The sequence below is a fragment of the Tenggerimyces flavus genome, from assembly GCF_016907715.1.
GTDB lineage: Bacteria > Actinomycetota > Actinomycetes > Propionibacteriales > Actinopolymorphaceae > Tenggerimyces > Tenggerimyces flavus.
The window spans coordinates 109,977-125,407 of the sequence record NZ_JAFBCM010000001.1; the positions used below are offsets into that span (position 1 = coordinate 109,977).

The following is a 15,431-nucleotide window of genomic DNA, read 5'->3' on the forward strand; positions in this document are numbered from 1 at the left end:
CAATGAGTCCGTGGAAGTCCGCCAGCCTGCTGGTGGTCGCCGTCCTCGCCCTCGCGGCGTGCGGCGCCGACAGGCAGGCCGCGAAGGACGCCGCGACCCCGCCGGCGAGTCCGAACCCGTGCGACCTCGTCGCGCCGACGACGATCGCCGACGTGGTCGGGCCGAGCCTGCCGCTGACGGTCGGCGGGTACGGGCTGCCGGACAAGACGACGGGGAGCTGCAGCTGGTCGTTCGGCCTGGACACCAAGGCTTCCGACGACGTACGCCGGCCGCGGGAACGCCAGCTGCACATCGACGCGGAGACCTGGAAGGGCGACCCCTGCGCGGAGGTCAAGCCGGGCAAGCGGGCGACGGCGGTCAGCGGCCTCGGCGACAAAGCGGTGCTGGACCTGTCGGTGAAAGGCGGCGTACTGAAGTTCTGCCGCGCGCACCAGCTCGCGAAGGTCACCTGGTGGGCCGTGGACTGGCAAGCCAGCAAGGCGGTGTCGGTGCAGGACTCGGCGTACGAGGACACGCTGGTCCGGCTCGGTCGCGAGGTCCTGGACCGCTGGGACGAGGCGCGGCCGGTCACGATCAACCAGTTCATGCCCAAGCGCAGCGACGGACCCGAGCCGCCCGAGGCCTGTGAGCTGGTGAAGGGCGAGACGCTCGCCATCGTCGGCGTCGACCCGGAGACCGCGCACCCGCTCGGGACGCCTTCGTTCGGCAACACCCAGTGCACCTGGGACCTCAGCGTGGACAACATCGGGCACAAGCCCGGCGAACGGTTCTCGCGCCACCTCTCGGTCGACATCCAGTCCTACGGCGGCGAGTGGGGATTCCGCGGCACCGAACGGGCGGGCACCACGGCCCGCCAGTTCAGCCACGGCTGGCAGGTCTCGCCGGACTCGACGCTCGGCGGCGGAGCGGTCGTCGTCGACGACCACGAGGGCAACGGGTTGGCCGCCTACCGGGCGTTCACCATCTCGGTCGAGTTGCGCGCGCGGGACTTCGGTTGGACCGAGACGAAGCCCAACCCGTCGGACGAGAGGCTCGAGGAGTGGACCCGGCTCGTCACGGACGACGTGATGCAGGCGATGCCTCGTTGATGTACGCGGTGGTCAGCCCGCCGAGCTGACCGGGTCGAGGAAGCCGTCCAGGATCAGCTCGCGGGCCCGTCCGAGCAGGCGGTGCCGCAGCGGGTCGACGTCCTCCCACAGCAGCTCGGCCAGCGCGTCGCTGATCTGGCCGACGGTCAGGCTGCCGTCGCACGCGCCGACGAACCCGGCCTCCGCGGTATCGACGCGGATCGCTCGGCACATGCCGCCGCGCTGGCGGAGGACGAGGTGTTCGGGGTCCTGCGCGCCCGGGCGGCCGAGCTGCTCCTGGTCGATCTCGGGTCGGAGCGTGAGTCGTTCGCCGAGCAGGCGCTTGTCGTCCCAGCCGCGGAGCAGGTCGACGTTCTCCAACCAGCGTTGAACGGTGGAGCCGAGCGGCTGCTGGATCGCGTGCGGCCAGTCCTCGACGCGCAGCACCGGCTTGGCGTTCGTACGTCGCAACGTCAGCCAGCCGAACCCGATCGCCTCGACGTTCTGGTCCTCGAACCAGCCGAGCCACTCGTCGTACCTGCGCTGGTACTCCGGCGTCCCGTACAGGCCGGCGTCGCGCAGCCAGAGCTCGACGTACGCGGCGGGGTCGCTGGCCTCGCGTTGCACGACCCAGGCGTCGCAGCCGGTGCGCGCGACCCAGCCGGTGAGGCGGTCGGTCCAGTCCTCGCCGCGGACGTGCAGCCAGTTCGCGAGCACCTGGCCGACGCCATGGTCGTTGAGGTACTTCGGCAGCTGGTTGACGAGCTGCCGGCAGAGCTGGTCGCCGGCGAGGCCGCTGTCGCGGTAGACGAGGTCGCCGCCGGGTGAGATCACGAACGGCGGGTTGCTGACGACGAGGTCGAACCGTTCACCGTCGACCGGCTCGAACAGGCTCCCGTCGCGGACGTCGACCTCGATGCCGGCGAGGCGGGCGTTCAACCGGGCGACCGCGAGGGCACGTTCGTTCACATCGGTGCCGACGACGGTGGCCGCGTGGCTGGCGAGGTGCAGGGCCTGGACGCCGCAGCCGGTGCCGAGGTCGAGCGCCCTCTCGACCTTGGTGCGCGGGGTGAGCTGGGCGAGCGTGGTCGCCGAGCTGTTGACGCCGAGCACGTGGTCGGGAGTGACGGCCGGTCGCGCGCCGTCCATGCCGGGGGTGAGGTCGGCGGCCACCCACCAGTCGTCCTCGTCGGTGCCGTACGGGCGGACGTCGAGCAGCGCGCTCACCTGGCCGCCGTGCTTGTGCAGGATGCCGGCCGCGCGGAGCTTGTCGACGAGCTCGCCCAACGCGCGCTGGGCGTCGTCGTACGTGACGCTGGCCTGCAGGAGCCAGAGCCGGGTCAGCGTGCTCAACGGGTCGTGCCCGCGGGTCTCCCGGAGTCCGGGCGTGGTCTCGTTGCGATGCAGCGCGGCGTGGGCGACGGGTCCGAGCAGGTCGCGGACGCCGTCCACGGTGTAGTCGACCTCCCGCAGCCGCTCGCGGAAGCTGTGCAGGTCTTCGTCAGGGAGGTCGAACACCCGGGCCATCCTGCCGGATATTCGCTCGACCGCTCCGGCACGGTCCTGGTACGTCGTCCAGCAGGCCGTCACGGGACCCTCGCCGGACCACGAGTGGTTCGCGTCGAACGTCGAGCCCTGGTCGGCGATGGTCGGGAGCTACCTCGGCGACGAGCCCCTGCGGCAGCTTGTGGAGGCCACGCCCGCGTTCTGGCGCCTCACCGTCCCCGACGCGGTCACGCTGCTCGGCGGTGAACCGCGACCCCTGGGTCACCACGTAGAAAGAGCCCCTCCCGCGAACGGGAGGGGCTCTTCCGAAGGGACAGAGGTCAGCCGACCTTGGCCGGCTCCGCCTTGTCGTTGTCCGCGGCCTCGAGCGCGATGGGCTTGCGCTTGGAGTACGTCACCGCGGCGACGATCACCAGCGCGGCCGCGACCGCGATGCCGATGCGGACCGCCGGGCTGGCGTTCTCCCCGACCGACAGCTGGACGATCGCCGGGGCGATCAGCACCGAGACCAGGTTCATCACCTTGATCAGCGGGTTGATGGCCGGGCCGGCGGTGTCCTTGAACGGGTCGCCGACCGTGTCGCCGATCACCGTGGCCTCGTGGGCGTCGGAGCCCTTGCCACCGTGGTTGCCGTCCTCGACCAGCTTCTTCGCGTTGTCCCACGAACCACCGGAGTTGGCGAGGAAGATCGCCATCAGCGTTCCGGCCGCGATCGCACCAGCCAGGAAGCCGGCGAGCGCACCGACGCCGAGGCCGAAGCCGACCGCGATCGGGGCGAGCGCGGCCAGCAGGCCGGGCGTCGCGAGCTCGGCCAGCGAGTCCCTGGTGCAGATGTCGACGACCTTGCCGTACTCCGGCTTGCCGGTCCCCTCCATGATCCCCGGGATCTCGCGGAACTGGCGGCGGACCTCGTACACGACCGCGCCCGCGGCCCGGCCCACGGCACTGACCAGCAGGCCGCTGAACAGGAACACCGACGCCGCACCGATGATCAGGCCGACCAGCGTGTTCGGGCTGACGATTTCGTAGCCGAAGCTGGCGACGTTCGCGACCTGGCCCCCGACCTCGCCGATCGCCGTGGTGATCGCGTCGGTGTACGAGCCGAACAGCGCGGTCGCGGCGAGTACCGCCGTCGCGATCGCGATGCCCTTGGTGATGGCCTTGGTGGTGTTGCCGACCGCGTCGAGCTCGGTGAGGATCGCCGCGCCCTTCTCGTCGACGTCGCCGGACATCTCCGCGATGCCCTGCGCGTTGTCGCTGACCGGGCCGAACGTGTCCATCGCGACGATCACGCCGACCGTCGTGAGCAGACCACAGCCGGCGAGCGCGACCGCGAACAGCGAGAGGATCGTGACGCCGCCGCCGAGCAGGAACGCCGCGTACACGGCGCCCGCGATGACGACCGCGGTGTAGACGGCCGACTCCAGGCCCAGCGCGAAGCCGGACAGGATGACGGTCGCGGCACCGGTGAGCGAGGTCTTGCCGACGTCCTTGACCGGGCGGTGCTCGGTGCCGGTGAAGTAGCCGGTGAGGCTCAGGATGATGCCGGCGAGCACGATGCCGATGATCACCGCGGCGGACGCGACGAGGCGCGGGTCGCCGTTCAGCGCCGCGACTGCCTCGTTCGCGCCGACCAGGCCGGCGAACGACGACGGCAGGTAGGCGAACGCCGCGATCACGCTCAACACAGCTGAGACAGCGGCTGAGATGTAGAAGCTGCGGTTGATCGTCCGCAGACCGCCCTCGTTGGCGCGCGGTCGGGTGATGTAGACGCCGAGCACGGCGGTGAGCGCGCCGATCGCCGGGACGATCAGCGGGAAGACGAGGCCGTGCTCGCCGAAGGCCGCCTTGCCGAGGATGAGCGCGGCGACGAGCGTGACGGCATACGACTCGAACAGGTCGGCCGCCATGCCGGCGCAGTCACCGACGTTGTCGCCCACGTTGTCGGCGATGGTCGCGGCGTTGCGCGGGTCGTCCTCGGGGATGCCCTGCTCGACCTTGCCGACGAGGTCGGCGCCGACGTCGGCGGCCTTGGTGAAGATGCCGCCGCCGACCCGCATGAACATCGCGAGCAGCGCGGCGCCGAAGCCGAAGCCCTCGAGCACGCTCGGCGCGTTGTCGCGGTAGAGGAACACCACGATGCCGGCGCCGACGAGGCCGAGGCCGACGGTCGCCATGCCGACCGTTCCACCCGTACGGAACGCGACGCGCATCGCCGGGTCGCGGCCGGTGTCGCGGGCCGCGGCGGCGACGCGCACGTTCGCGCGTACGGCCAGCCACATACCCAGGTAGCCGATGAGCGCGGAGAACAACGCGCCGACGACGAAGAAAATCGAACGCCCGATGCGGATCTCGGCGGTTCCCGGGAGCAGGAACAGCACACCGAACACCAGCACGGCGAAGATGGCCAGCGTCTTGAACTGGCGGTTGAGATACGCGGAGGCGCCTTCCTGCACGGCAGCCGCGATCTCTTGCATCTTCTCGGTGCCCTCACCCGCCCTGAGCACCTCGCGCCGGAACACCCACGCCATGATCAGCGCAACGACACCGATGATCGCGACGACCCCGACGTAGGTCAGGTTCGACCCGGACATTCGTCCTCCTTGGAAAGGCCGACGCCTTCGTTCGGCCTCTTGGAGCACTCCCTACGAATCGGCGCATGGCGCCGGGCCAGGAGTGCGTGGACAGCAGAACGCCACGAGATTCACGACAGAACCTCTGGCGGGCGGCGAGTCTAGCGTGCACCCTCCGGCGCGACGCTTACCGGCCCCTTGACGTGCACTTTCGGCGGTTCCGGCCCGGTTATGGCGGGCATGTCGCCGGGATGTCGGTGGTGGCTGTTTAGCTGCTCTGCACCGCGGCAGCGGCCGCTTCGTCCACGGTGTCGTGGATCGGGAAGACCTTGGTGAGTCCGGTGATCCGGAAGATCTTGAGGAGGCGTTCCTGGGTACACACGATTCGCAGCGAGCCGTCGTTCGTCCGTACGCGCTTGAGCCCGCCGACGAGAACGCCCAGCCCGGTGGAGTCCAGGAAGTCGACATGCTCCATGTCGATGATCAGCTGGTAGTGGCCTTCGCCGACCAGATCGACCAGCTTCTCCCGCAGGCGCGGCGCGGTGTAGACGTCGATCTCGCCGCCGACCTCGACAACCATGCAGTCGCCGACGGCACGGTTCGAGAGCGACAGGTCCACGAGCGCCTCCTACCCACTTGCACGGACAAACTCACTGGCATCGGCATTCAATCAGAAGAGGTGGAGGTGTGACACTGACCTCCGTGCCCGCTCGCCCGCCCTCGCCAGCCGCGGGTGGGCCGACCAAGGCGTCCGAGCTGCTCGACAGCCTGACCCGTACGCCGCGTCGCGCCAGCCGGGTCACCCACGTCGAGCAGGTGCCTCCTCGTTCCAGTACGACCACCGACTGGCCGTCCTGGGCACTGCCTTCCCTCGTCGAGCGGTTGCGCAAACGCGGGATCGACCGGCCGTGGACACATCAGGTGGCCGCGGCCGAGCTCGCCAGGCGGGGCGAGCATGTGATCCTCGCCACGGGGACCGCTTCCGGAAAGTCGTTGGGCTACCTGCTGCCGGCGCTGACCGAGATCGCGGAGGGCGGGGCGCGGCGGACGGGCCCGACCGTTCTGTATCTCTCGCCGACGAAGGCGCTCGCGTACGACCAGTACCGGGTGCTGCAGAACGTCGGCGGCGACGACCTGCGGGCGGCGACGTACGACGGCGACGCGTCCTGGGAGGAACGCGACTGGGCCCGCGACAACGCCTCGTACCTGCTCACCAACCCCGACATGCTGCACCGCTCGTTGCTGCCGACCCACCGGCGGTGGACCCGGTTCCTCGGCTCGCTGCGGTACGTGGTCGTCGACGAGTGCCACCAGTACCGCGGCGTGTTCGGCTCGCATGTCGCGCAGGTACTGCGCCGGCTGTGGCGGATCGCGCTGCACTACGGTGCGACGCCGCGGTTCGTGCTCGCGTCGGCGACGGTCTCCGACCCGGAGTCGTCGGCGCGGCGGCTGACCGGGCAGAACGTCGTCGCGGTGACCGATGACGGGTCGCCGCACGGCGGGCTCTCGTTCGCGCTGTGGGAGCCGCCGCTGACCCGGCTGACCGGCGAGAACGGCGCGCCCGTACGTCGTAGTGCCACCGCGGAGACGGCCGATCTGCTGTCCGATCTGGTCGCGGACGGCGTCCGTACGGTCGCGTTCATCCGCTCCCGGCGCGGCGCCGAGGTCGTCGCGCTGCAGGCGAAGGACAACCTCGCGGCGGTCTCGGAGTCGCTGGCGGACCAGGTCGCGGCGTACCGCTCGGGCTACCTGCCGGAGGAGCGCCGCGCGCTCGAGCAGGCGCTGCAGGACCGCACCTTGCTCGGAGTGGCGGCGACGAACGCGCTCGAGTTGGGCGTCGACATCGTCGGGCTGGACGCGGTCCTGCTCGCCGGCTATCCGGGGACGCGGGCTTCGTTGTGGCAGCAGGCGGGACGGGCCGGGCGGGACCAGACCGGCGCTCTGGCGGTGCTGGTCGCGCGGGACGACCCGCTGGACACCTACCTCGTGCGGCATCCGGAGGCTCTGTTCGGGCCGCCGGTCGAGGCGACGGTGCTGGACCCGGACAACCCGTACATCGTCAAACCGCACCTGGCCGCGGCCGCCGCCGAGCTGCCGCTGACGGCTGATGATCTGGTGCGATTCGGGCCGACGGCGCCGGCCGCCGTGCGCGAGCTGCAGGACGAGGGGATGCTGCGGCAGCGCAAGTACGGCTGGTTCTGGACTCGGCGCGGCCGGGCCAGCGACCTCGCCGACATCCGGTCGATGGGCGGTGCGCCCGTACGCCTGGTCGAGGCCGCGACCGGGCGGCTGCTCGGCACGATCGACGCCGGCGCCTCCCATCTTTCCGTCCACGACGGGGCGGTGTATCTGCATCAGGGACAGTCGTTCGTCGTCGAGCAGCTCGACCTGGAGGCGAACGTCTCGTTGGTCAAGCGCGCGAACCCGGACTACACGACGACCGCGCGGGAGAAGACGTCGATCCGGGTGCTCTCCCGCGATCGCTCGGGTGAGTGGGGCGAGGCGGAGCTGGCGTTCGGGACGGTCGAGGTGACCAGCCAGGTGGTGTCGTACCTGCGTCGCTCGTTCGCCTCCGGTGAGGTGCTCGGCGAGACGTCGTTGGACCTGCCGGAACGTTCGGTGACCACGAAGGCGGTGTGGTGGACGTTGTCGGACGCCGCTGTGCGGGCGGCGGGCATCACCCGTGCCGCTCTGCCGGGTGCGGCGCACGCGGCCGAGCACGCGTCGATCGGGCTGATGCCGCTGTTCGCGACCTGCGACCGGTGGGACATCGGCGGCGTCTCGACCGCGCGGCACGCCGACACCGGGCGAGTGACGGTGTTCGTCTATGACGGACATGTCGGAGGCGCCGGGTTCGCTGAGCGCGGGTACGAGTCGGCTTCGCGTTGGCTGCGGGCTACGCGGGACGCGATCCACGCCTGCGAATGCACTGAGGGGTGCCCCTCATGCGTACAGTCCCCGAAATGCGGGAATGGGAATAGTCCACTCGACAAATCGGGCGCGGTACGACTGCTCGACGCTCTCCTGAGCGGCGCGCCGACGGATCGCACGGACGAAGGAGATGGCGGCACGCCATGATCGTCATCGGGCTACTTCTCATTCTCGCCGGAGCCGCGGCAGCCGTCGTGGCTGCCATGGGCGGCGGCGGGGGCCAGACCTCCATCGAGGTTTTCGACTACCAGATCGTGGGTTCGGCAGCGTCGTTCTTCTTCATGGGCCTGGGCGTGATGCTCGCCTTCGTCCTCGGGGTGTGGATGTTCGCTGCTGGGGCTGGGCGGTCCGCGAAGCGGCGCCGGGAGCTGAAGCGGCTCCGGCGTCGGGCAGACGCCGAGCCGGTACCCGTTCCTGCTCCGGCCGAGCCGGTCGCCGCTGAGCCGGCTCGGGAGCCGGTGACGGAGACGACCACGGAGCCGGCGGTGCCGGCTCAGGTGAGCAACGAGTCGGCCGCGGGGGCGCATCGGGACACGGCGAAGCCCACCACGTAGCACCAAGGCTCCGGTGAGGACCGGCACCCGACCCGGCCACGTCGACTTCGTTCGGCGTGGCCGGGTTTTTCTCCACAGTCGCTCGATTCTCCGATTCGTCCACAGCTTCGCCCTCCGCACACCCGAACACGCGTTCGGACCCGCAAGGTGGAACTCCCCACGCCACAAGGAGTTCCGCCGATGTCCACCGCTGTCGCTTCTCCCGATCGTCCCCTTGCCCTGACCACCGACGAGGAGCTGCTCGACGACCTGGTCCGGCTCGCCGCCGCGGCCGGCGTCGTGTTGGACGTCGTGACCGAGCCAGCCGGTGTTCGGCGTACGTGGTCCACGGCGCCGCTCGTTCTCGTCGGCGCCGACGCCTCCGCCGCGTTGGCTCGGGCGGCACCCATGCACCGGCCGGGTGTGGTCGTGGTGGGACGGTCGCCGCAGATCTCGCACTGGCGCAACGCCGTGGAGCTGGGCGCCGACCTGGTCGTGTCGCTGCCCGAGCAGGAGGCCGACCTCGTCGACCGGCTCGCCGACGCGGCGGAGGGCATCAGCCGCGAGGCCGCCACCATCTGCGTGATCGGCGGCCGCGGCGGCGCTGGAGCGACGACGTTGGCGACCGCACTCGCGGTGACGGCCACGTCCGAACGGCTGAGCGTCATGCTCGTCGACGGCGACCTCCTCGGCGGCGGCATCGACCTGATGCTCGGCGGCGAGCACATCCACGGACTGCGCTGGCCGGACCTCGTGAGCACCGAAGGCCGCGTCAGCGCCGCGGCCTTGCGGGCCGCTTTGCCGCAGATGGACGAGCTCGTGGTGCTCTCCTGGGATCGCGGCGACGTGGTCGCGGCCTCAGCCGAAGCCATGCGCGCCGTCCTCGCGGCGGCCCGCCGAGCCAGCGACCTCGTGGTGGTCGACCTACCTCGTCACCTGGACGAAGCCGCCGCGGCAGCGCTGGCCAACTGCACCACCGCGCTCCTGGTCGTGCCGGCCGAGCTCCGCGCCACCGCATCAGCCGCCCGAGTCGCCGCCGTACTGACACCCCGAGCTCCCGACGTCCGCCTCGTCGTCCGCGGACCCGGCCCCGCCGGCCTGGACGGCGAGCTGATCGCCCACACCCTCGGCCTCCCGCTGGCCGCTCAACTCCCGCCCGAGCCAGGCCTCGAAGGCCTCCTCGAACAAGGCATAGCCCCCGCCAGCTCCGGCAAAGGCCCCTTGGCCACCTTCACCCGCCGCTTCCTCGCCGAACTCATGTCCACCCGAAGCGCCGCGGCATGACCACCCACGCCCATCGGAGCGACGCCATGACCTCCACCGCGGCTGCCACAGCCACCACCGCTGACCAACTCCTGCTCGAGCGCGTCCGCACGGCACTGGCCTCCGACAACTCCGAGCCCACTCCGGCTCGGGTCGCGGCCGTCCTCCGTCAGGAGGGCAGGCTCCTCGGCGACACCGCGGTGCTCGGCGTGGTCGACGCGCTCAGGCGGGAGATCGCTGGTGCTGGTCCTCTCGATCCGCTGCTCGCCGAGCCCGGCGTCACCGACGTCCTCGTCCATGGACCCCGCGAAGTCTGGATCGACAAGGGCCGCGGCCTCGAGCGGGCCGCTGTCACACTCGACGACGACGGCGCGGTGCGTCGGTTGGCTCAGCGCCTCGCCGCCGCGGCCGGACGACGTCTCGACGACTCCACTCCCTACGTCGACGCGCGGCTCCCCAACGGCAGCCGCCTGCACGCCGTTCTCTCCCCCATCTCCGCCAACGGCACCTGCATCTCACTCCGCGTCCCGGCCAGACGCACGTTCACCCTCGACGAGCTCATCCAGGCCGGCTCGATCCCCACCAACGGCGCCCGCCTGCTCCGCCGCATGATCCAAGCCCGCTTGGCATTTCTCATCTCCGGCGGGACTGGCACAGGCAAGACAACGTTGTTGTCCGCGATGCTCTCGCTCGTCCCTCCAGCCGAACGCATCGTCCTCGTTGAGGATTCGGCCGAGCTCGACCCCAACCACCCGCACGTCGTCCACCTCGAGGCCCGCCCACCCAACGTCGAGGGCGCCGGCGAGATCACCCTCCGCACCCTCGTCCGCCAAGCACTACGCATGCGCCCCGACCGGCTCGTCGTCGGCGAGGTACGCGGCGCCGAAGTCGTCGACCTCCTTGCCGCTCTCAACACCGGTCACGAAGGCGGCTGCGGAACGTTGCACGCCAACTCCGCCGCCGAAGTCCCCGCTCGGCTGGAAGCGCTCGGCGTCGCCGCGGGCCTCGATCGAGCCGCTGTGCACAGCCAGCTCGCGGCCGCCGTCGACGCCGTCATCCACGTGCTCCGGGCACGCGACGGCAGACGCCGCATCGCCGAGTTCTGCGTCTTCACCAGAAGTACCGACGGACTCGTCGTCGCCCAAGAGGCGTTGCGGTTCGACCGTTCCGGCAACGTCCACGAAGGCCCAGGCATGGACCGCCTCAGCGAGCTCCTCGCCCGCCGGGAGGACACATGAACGGCGCCACCTGGCTGGCCGCGGCCCTGGCCGGACTCGCCGCCGCGACGGCGATCCGTTCCTCGCCCCAAGCCCTGCTCAAGAGGCGCCTCGGACGCGGCCGCCCACCACCGAAGAGGAACGGCCCGAGCCGCGCGCTGATCGCCGCCGTGATCATCGCCGGGGCGACAACAACCACGGTCATCGGTGGGCCCGCGGGCATCCTCGTCGCCCTGCTCGCGGCAGCCGCCGCCACCGTGGGCAAGCGGATCCTCAGCGCCAGAAGGGCAAACCAAGCGCGACGGGTGCAGCAGGCCAAGGTACGGGAAGCCTGCGGCATCCTGGCCACCGAGCTCGCCGCGGGCCGCCCACCCGAGAACGCCCTGCAAGCGGCGGCCGACGTCCTCCCCGAGCTCGCGCCGATCGCCGCCACCGGACGCATGGGCGGCGACATCCCCACCGCACTCAGAGCCATCGACGGTCCGGGCACCGAAGCACTGCGGCAGATCGCCGCCGCCTGGGCCGTCGCCGAGCACTCCGGCGCGGGCCTCGCCGGTGTCGTCGCCAAGGTCGCGAACGGACTCGGCGCCGACGAGCTCCAACGCCGCGAGGTCGCCGCCCAGCTCGCCGCACCGCGCGCGACCGCGAAGCTGCTCGCCGGCCTCCCGGTGTTCGGCCTCGTCCTCGGCGCCGGCGTCGGCTCGAACCCGTACCACGTCCTGTTCGGCACCGGCTACGGCATCGCCTGCCTGGTGGTCGGCGCCGCCCTCACCGCCGCCGGCCTGTTCTGGGTCGAACGGCTCGCCCAACGAGCGGAGCGCCCGCCGTGACCCTCCTCGCCATCGCCCTAGCCACTGCGGCCGTCATCGCCTGGCCGAGATCCGACCGAATCCGAAGAAGGCTCGCGGCCGTTCTCCCCACCAGACAAGAGCAAACCCGCAAACCCGACAGAACAGAGCTCTGGTCGAGCACCCGTGGCCGACGGATCGTCGCCGGACTCGCCGGTCTGGCGGTGTGCCTGGTCCTCGGCGGCTGGTTCGGCCCGATCGTCGGCCTCGGCGTCGCCGTCGGTGTGGACCAGGCGCTGGCCAGGATGGAGCCGCGCGCCACCCGCGAACGGCGTACGAAGCTCACCGCCGACCTCCCGTTCGCGGCCGACCTGCTCGCTGCCTGCCTGCGCGCGGGAAGGCCGCCCGGCGCCTGCGTCGACGCGGTCGCACGAGCCTGCAACGGACCCCTCGCCGTCGAGCTCGCCCTCGTCGCCGCAGCACTCAGGCTCGGCGCCGAGCCACGGATCGCGTGGTCCGCGTTCCTCGACGAACCCGTTCTCGCCCCCTTCGGCCGCGCGATGGTCCGCAGCTGGGACTCCGGCGCACCCCTGTCCGACACCCTGGACTCACTCGCCGCCGAATGCCGCCAAGACCTCCGCGCCGCCGCCACCGAACGAGCCCGCTCCGTCGGAGTACGAGCCGCCGCCCCACTCGGCCTCTGCTTCCTCCCCGCCTTCCTCCTCATCGGCATCGTCCCCGTCGTCATAGCCGCCGTCTCCCGCGTCCTCTGACCGCGCTTTCGTCCACAGCACAAGGACGTTCGCGCCTATGACCGATCGACCCGACACGGTGTAGGGTCCGCAGGGACAACTGCACAGCACGTGTACAGGGACTGAGGTGGGCGTCCTTAGGTGAGATATGCCCACGATCAGGCCACCTCAGAGCTCAGTCCACACCTCCCGACGCAACCTCAACCGATTGTGGTTTGCCCAGTCGACCTCCTTGGTGGGGTTGCAGGCCGGCTCGGTAGCTGTCCCCTTGCTCGCCGTGGATGTCCTTCATGCCAACGCGTCGCAGGTCGCACTCATCGGAACCCTGTCGACCTTGCCGTGGCTCATCGCACCCGTCATCGGGACGATCGCCGATCGCGCGAACCGGAAGAGACTTCTCGTTGTCTCGCATCTGGGGCGAGCCCTGCTCTGGCTCTCCATTCCAGCGGCCTACCTGTTCGGCGTGCTCACCCTGCGCCAGCTCTGGATTGTCACCGCCATGGTGGGCGTCCTCAGCGTGGTGTTCGGAGTCGGCTATCGCACGTTCCTCCCCACGATCGTGCCCAAGGCCGACCTCGGTTCGGCGAACGGGAAGATGGGAGGCACGGACGCTGTCGCCCGCTCGGCGGGCCCTGCCTTCGCCGGCTACCTGATTCAGCTCATCGGTACGGTCTGGACCATCCTTGTCCAGACGGTGACGTCGCTGTTGGCGGGACTCTCCACCGCCACTATCCGAGCGGAACATGTACCGCCATCCCGGCCGGATGCCGACCAGCAGTCGATGCGCCTTGTGGAGTGGTGGAAAAGCATCGTCGACGGGTTCCGGTGCATCTACCGGATCAAGCCCCTGCGCTGGCTGGCCATCGGCGAGACGACGTACCTGTTCTTCTTCGACGTCTGCTTCGCGATCGTCGTCGTGTTCTTCCGCTCCGACCTCGGCCTCAGCGCTGCCATGATCGGTGTCGTCTTCTCCGCCGGCAGTCTGGGCGGCATTCTCGGCGCGACCCTTGCGAACCGCCTCCGCGCTCGGGCCGGCTTCGACGCGACTGTCAAGACCGCTGCCGTTCTCAGGGGAGTCGGCCTGGCCGTCCTGCCACTGAGCCTCTTGGTCTCCGGTCCTGCCGTCATCGCGGTACTCATCGCCGGTCGTGCGATCAATGCCTGCGCCTGGAGCGTGTACGAAGTTCTGACAGATACGTACCAACAAACCAACCTCCCGAACAACCGCCGCGGCAGCGCCACGGCCGCAAGCCTGTGGCTGGCCAACGGAGCGTCGACGATCGGTGCGGCGACCGCGGCCTTGATCGCCACAGCGGTCGACACCACCGTCCTCGTCACAGCGGCAGGGATCGGTGCAGCAGGAGCGGGCTTCATAAGCCTCCTCGTCAACACGACGACTGCGCACCCAAGCGGCAGTTCCGATACCGAGTAGCGCTGGCCATCCGGTCGCGTGTGCGCTGACCGGGTTTTCGTCCACAGCACAAGGATTTTCGCGTTCATCAACAGATCGGCGAACGACCACGCCGCAACCTTGAAGACCACGCAAGCTCGAGTCATCGCCAGTAGCCGTTGGCGATCCGCACCCGGCCGGACGCCGGGGGTTGTTCGGAGGTTTCCATGCGCAAGATCTACGCCCGACTGAAGGGCGAGCGCGGCATGTCGACCGCGGAGTACGCGATCGGCACGGTTGCCGCCGCGAGCTTCGCGGGGCTGCTCATCAAGCTGCTGAGCAGCCCTGAAGTCCAGGGCCTGTTGATGAAGCTGGTCAAGGCCGCGCTCAGTCTCGCGTCCTGATCGGCCCGGGCCGGCCGGCTTCTGTTGCCCCGCCGGCCGGCCCCGGCCTTGTACGGAAGGAGAAACTCGTCATGCACACACGCGAGCGAGGCATGGTCACGGCCGAGATCGCGGTCTCGCTGACCGGGCTGGTGATCGTGCTCCTCGGCCTGCTCTGGGTCTTCGGCGTCGTCAGCGCCCAGATCCGCTGTGTCGACGCCGCCCGCGACACGGCCCGGGCGCTGGCTCGCGGTGAGAGCGTCGCCAACGCGAAGGCTGAAGGCGAACGGTCGGCACCCGACGGCGCTCAGTTCGCTGTCCAGGTGGGCGATGGCAACGCGACGGTACGCGTCAGCGTTCGGGTCCAGCCGACCGTGCCGGTGCTCTCGCGACTGCCGGGCGTCCTCGTGCACAGCAAGGCGGTCGTCTCGACCGAGCCGGGAGTGGACGAATGAGAGAACGCGGAAGCGGAACGGTCCTCGCGCTCGGCCTCGGCGCGGTCCTCATCGTCGGCGGCCTGGTCGGTATGGCGCTGGCCACTGTCATCGCCGCGACGCATCGCGTGGATGCCGCGGCGGATCTCGCCGCGCTGTCGGCCGCGCGACTGCTCGTCGAGGGCGAGGAGGAAGCCTGCGCGAAGGCCCGTTCGGTGGCCGTCGAGAACGGCGTCGAGCTCGAGAGCTGTCAGACAGCCAACCTGATCGTCGATGTCGTGGTACGAGCCAGAACGGCCCGACTGTTCGGCACGTCGCTCACGGTACGAGCCCGAGCTCGCGCCGGACCCTCGACGATCGAGCAACAACGCGAGGGCGCCACCCAGAGAGCGGACCGCACTCGAGACCGTCTGGTTTTCCGCCAGCCAGAAACGAGCGCATTAGAAGAGGCTGCCGGGAGCAAACCGAATTGCTCTAGGAAAGTGGCAGCCCCCGCCGGGCGGGAGACACTGCCGGGGGCTGCCCTGGCCACGACCCGCGAACGCAAACAGCAAGGTCAGCCCTTGCAAACCGAATTGCTCTAGGAAAGTGGCA

The 15,431-nt window shown here is 70.3% G+C and carries 14 protein-coding genes; 11 read left to right on the forward strand and 3 right to left on the reverse strand.

Annotated elements, in window-relative coordinates; genetic code table 11:
* The first annotated feature begins 2 nt into the window (after positions 1–2).
* Entirely contained in the window at positions 3–1,088 is a 1,086-nt protein-coding gene (locus JOD67_RS00580; RefSeq protein WP_205113844.1) for a hypothetical protein, read from the forward strand.
* A gap of 12 nt (positions 1,089–1,100) precedes the next feature.
* Here the strand turns inward: JOD67_RS00580 and JOD67_RS00585 are convergent, their stop codons facing one another.
* The 3 genes from JOD67_RS00585 to JOD67_RS00595 form a co-directional block, all read right to left on the reverse strand.
* Positions 1,101–2,594 (reverse strand): DUF7059 domain-containing protein, encoded by a 1,494-nt coding sequence (locus JOD67_RS00585; protein ID WP_205122806.1) that lies wholly within the window; start codon positions 2,592–2,594, stop codon positions 1,101–1,103.
* A gap of 299 nt (positions 2,595–2,893) precedes the next feature.
* On the reverse strand, positions 2,894–5,167 hold the full coding sequence (locus JOD67_RS00590; RefSeq protein ID WP_205113846.1) for a sodium-translocating pyrophosphatase: 2,274 nt from the start codon (positions 5,165–5,167) through the stop codon (positions 2,894–2,896).
* A 247-nt stretch (positions 5,168–5,414) separates the two neighbouring features.
* The gene (locus tag JOD67_RS00595; RefSeq protein ID WP_205113848.1) at positions 5,415–5,765 is read right to left on the reverse strand and encodes an STAS domain-containing protein; all 351 of its coding nucleotides are present in this window, start codon (positions 5,763–5,765) and stop codon (positions 5,415–5,417) included.
* 68 nt (positions 5,766–5,833) lie between these two features.
* Between JOD67_RS00595 and sftH the strand changes: the two genes are divergently transcribed.
* From sftH to JOD67_RS00645, 10 genes are all read left to right on the forward strand, one after another.
* Complete coding sequence (gene sftH, locus JOD67_RS00600; protein WP_307782221.1) at positions 5,834–8,224, forward strand: DEAD/DEAH box helicase; 2,391 nt, start codon at positions 5,834–5,836, stop codon at positions 8,222–8,224.
* A complete protein-coding gene (locus JOD67_RS00605) occupies positions 8,221–8,631 on the forward strand; it encodes a hypothetical protein (protein ID WP_205113850.1) in 411 nt (136 codons plus the stop codon). The genes sftH and JOD67_RS00605 overlap by 4 nt, the downstream gene beginning before the upstream one ends.
* Before the next feature lie 180 nt (positions 8,632–8,811).
* Complete coding sequence (gene ssd, locus JOD67_RS00610; RefSeq protein ID WP_205113852.1) at positions 8,812–9,894, forward strand: septum site-determining protein Ssd; 1,083 nt, start codon at positions 8,812–8,814, stop codon at positions 9,892–9,894.
* A 26-nt stretch (positions 9,895–9,920) separates the two neighbouring features.
* Complete coding sequence (locus JOD67_RS00615; protein ID WP_205113854.1) at positions 9,921–11,111, forward strand: TadA family conjugal transfer-associated ATPase; 1,191 nt, start codon at positions 9,921–9,923, stop codon at positions 11,109–11,111.
* Entirely contained in the window at positions 11,108–11,920 is an 813-nt protein-coding gene (locus tag JOD67_RS00620) for a type II secretion system F family protein (protein ID WP_205113856.1), read from the forward strand. The genes JOD67_RS00615 and JOD67_RS00620 overlap by 4 nt, the downstream gene beginning before the upstream one ends.
* Positions 11,917–12,651, forward strand: coding sequence for a type II secretion system F family protein (locus JOD67_RS41625; RefSeq protein ID WP_307782222.1), 735 nt, complete (start codon positions 11,917–11,919; stop codon positions 12,649–12,651). Before JOD67_RS00620 ends, JOD67_RS41625 begins: the two co-directional genes overlap by 4 nt.
* 127 nt (positions 12,652–12,778) lie before the next feature.
* A complete protein-coding gene (locus JOD67_RS00630; protein ID WP_205113858.1) occupies positions 12,779–14,062 on the forward strand; it encodes an MFS transporter in 1,284 nt (427 codons plus the stop codon).
* Between the two features lie 185 nt (positions 14,063–14,247).
* Positions 14,248–14,424 (forward strand): DUF4244 domain-containing protein, encoded by a 177-nt coding sequence (locus tag JOD67_RS00635; protein ID WP_205113860.1) that lies wholly within the window; start codon positions 14,248–14,250, stop codon positions 14,422–14,424.
* 71 nt (positions 14,425–14,495) lie between these two features.
* On the forward strand, positions 14,496–14,858 hold the full coding sequence (locus JOD67_RS00640) for a TadE family type IV pilus minor pilin (protein ID WP_205113862.1): 363 nt from the start codon (positions 14,496–14,498) through the stop codon (positions 14,856–14,858).
* Positions 14,855–15,421 (forward strand): Rv3654c family TadE-like protein, encoded by a 567-nt coding sequence (locus JOD67_RS00645; RefSeq protein ID WP_205113864.1) that lies wholly within the window; start codon positions 14,855–14,857, stop codon positions 15,419–15,421. The genes JOD67_RS00640 and JOD67_RS00645 overlap by 4 nt, the downstream gene beginning before the upstream one ends.
* Positions 15,422–15,431 lie beyond the last annotated feature (10 nt).

What these genes read in the sequence shown, in the direction of transcription:
- ssd (WP_205113852.1), top strand. Translation starts at nt 8,812, where the DNA reads ATGTCCACCGCTGTCGCTTCTCCCGATCGTCCCCTTGCCCTGACCACC.
- JOD67_RS00615 (WP_205113854.1), top strand. Translation starts at nt 9,921, where the DNA reads ATGACCTCCACCGCGGCTGCCACAGCCACCACCGCTGACCAACTCCTG.
- JOD67_RS00605 (WP_205113850.1), top strand. Translation starts at nt 8,221, where the DNA reads ATGATCGTCATCGGGCTACTTCTCATTCTCGCCGGAGCCGCGGCAGCC.
- JOD67_RS00630 (WP_205113858.1), top strand. Translation starts at nt 12,779, where the DNA reads ATGCCCACGATCAGGCCACCTCAGAGCTCAGTCCACACCTCCCGACGC.
- JOD67_RS00580 (WP_205113844.1), top strand. Translation starts at nt 3, where the DNA reads ATGAGTCCGTGGAAGTCCGCCAGCCTGCTGGTGGTCGCCGTCCTCGCC.
- JOD67_RS00640 (WP_205113862.1), top strand. Translation starts at nt 14,496, where the DNA reads ATGCACACACGCGAGCGAGGCATGGTCACGGCCGAGATCGCGGTCTCG.
- JOD67_RS00635 (WP_205113860.1), top strand. Translation starts at nt 14,248, where the DNA reads ATGCGCAAGATCTACGCCCGACTGAAGGGCGAGCGCGGCATGTCGACC.
- JOD67_RS00620 (WP_205113856.1), top strand. Translation starts at nt 11,108, where the DNA reads ATGAACGGCGCCACCTGGCTGGCCGCGGCCCTGGCCGGACTCGCCGCC.
- JOD67_RS00585 (WP_205122806.1), bottom strand. Translation starts at nt 2,594, where the DNA reads ATGGCCCGGGTGTTCGACCTCCCTGACGAAGACCTGCACAGCTTCCGC.
- JOD67_RS00645 (WP_205113864.1), top strand. Translation starts at nt 14,855, where the DNA reads ATGAGAGAACGCGGAAGCGGAACGGTCCTCGCGCTCGGCCTCGGCGCG.
- JOD67_RS00590 (WP_205113846.1), bottom strand. Translation starts at nt 5,167, where the DNA reads ATGTCCGGGTCGAACCTGACCTACGTCGGGGTCGTCGCGATCATCGGT.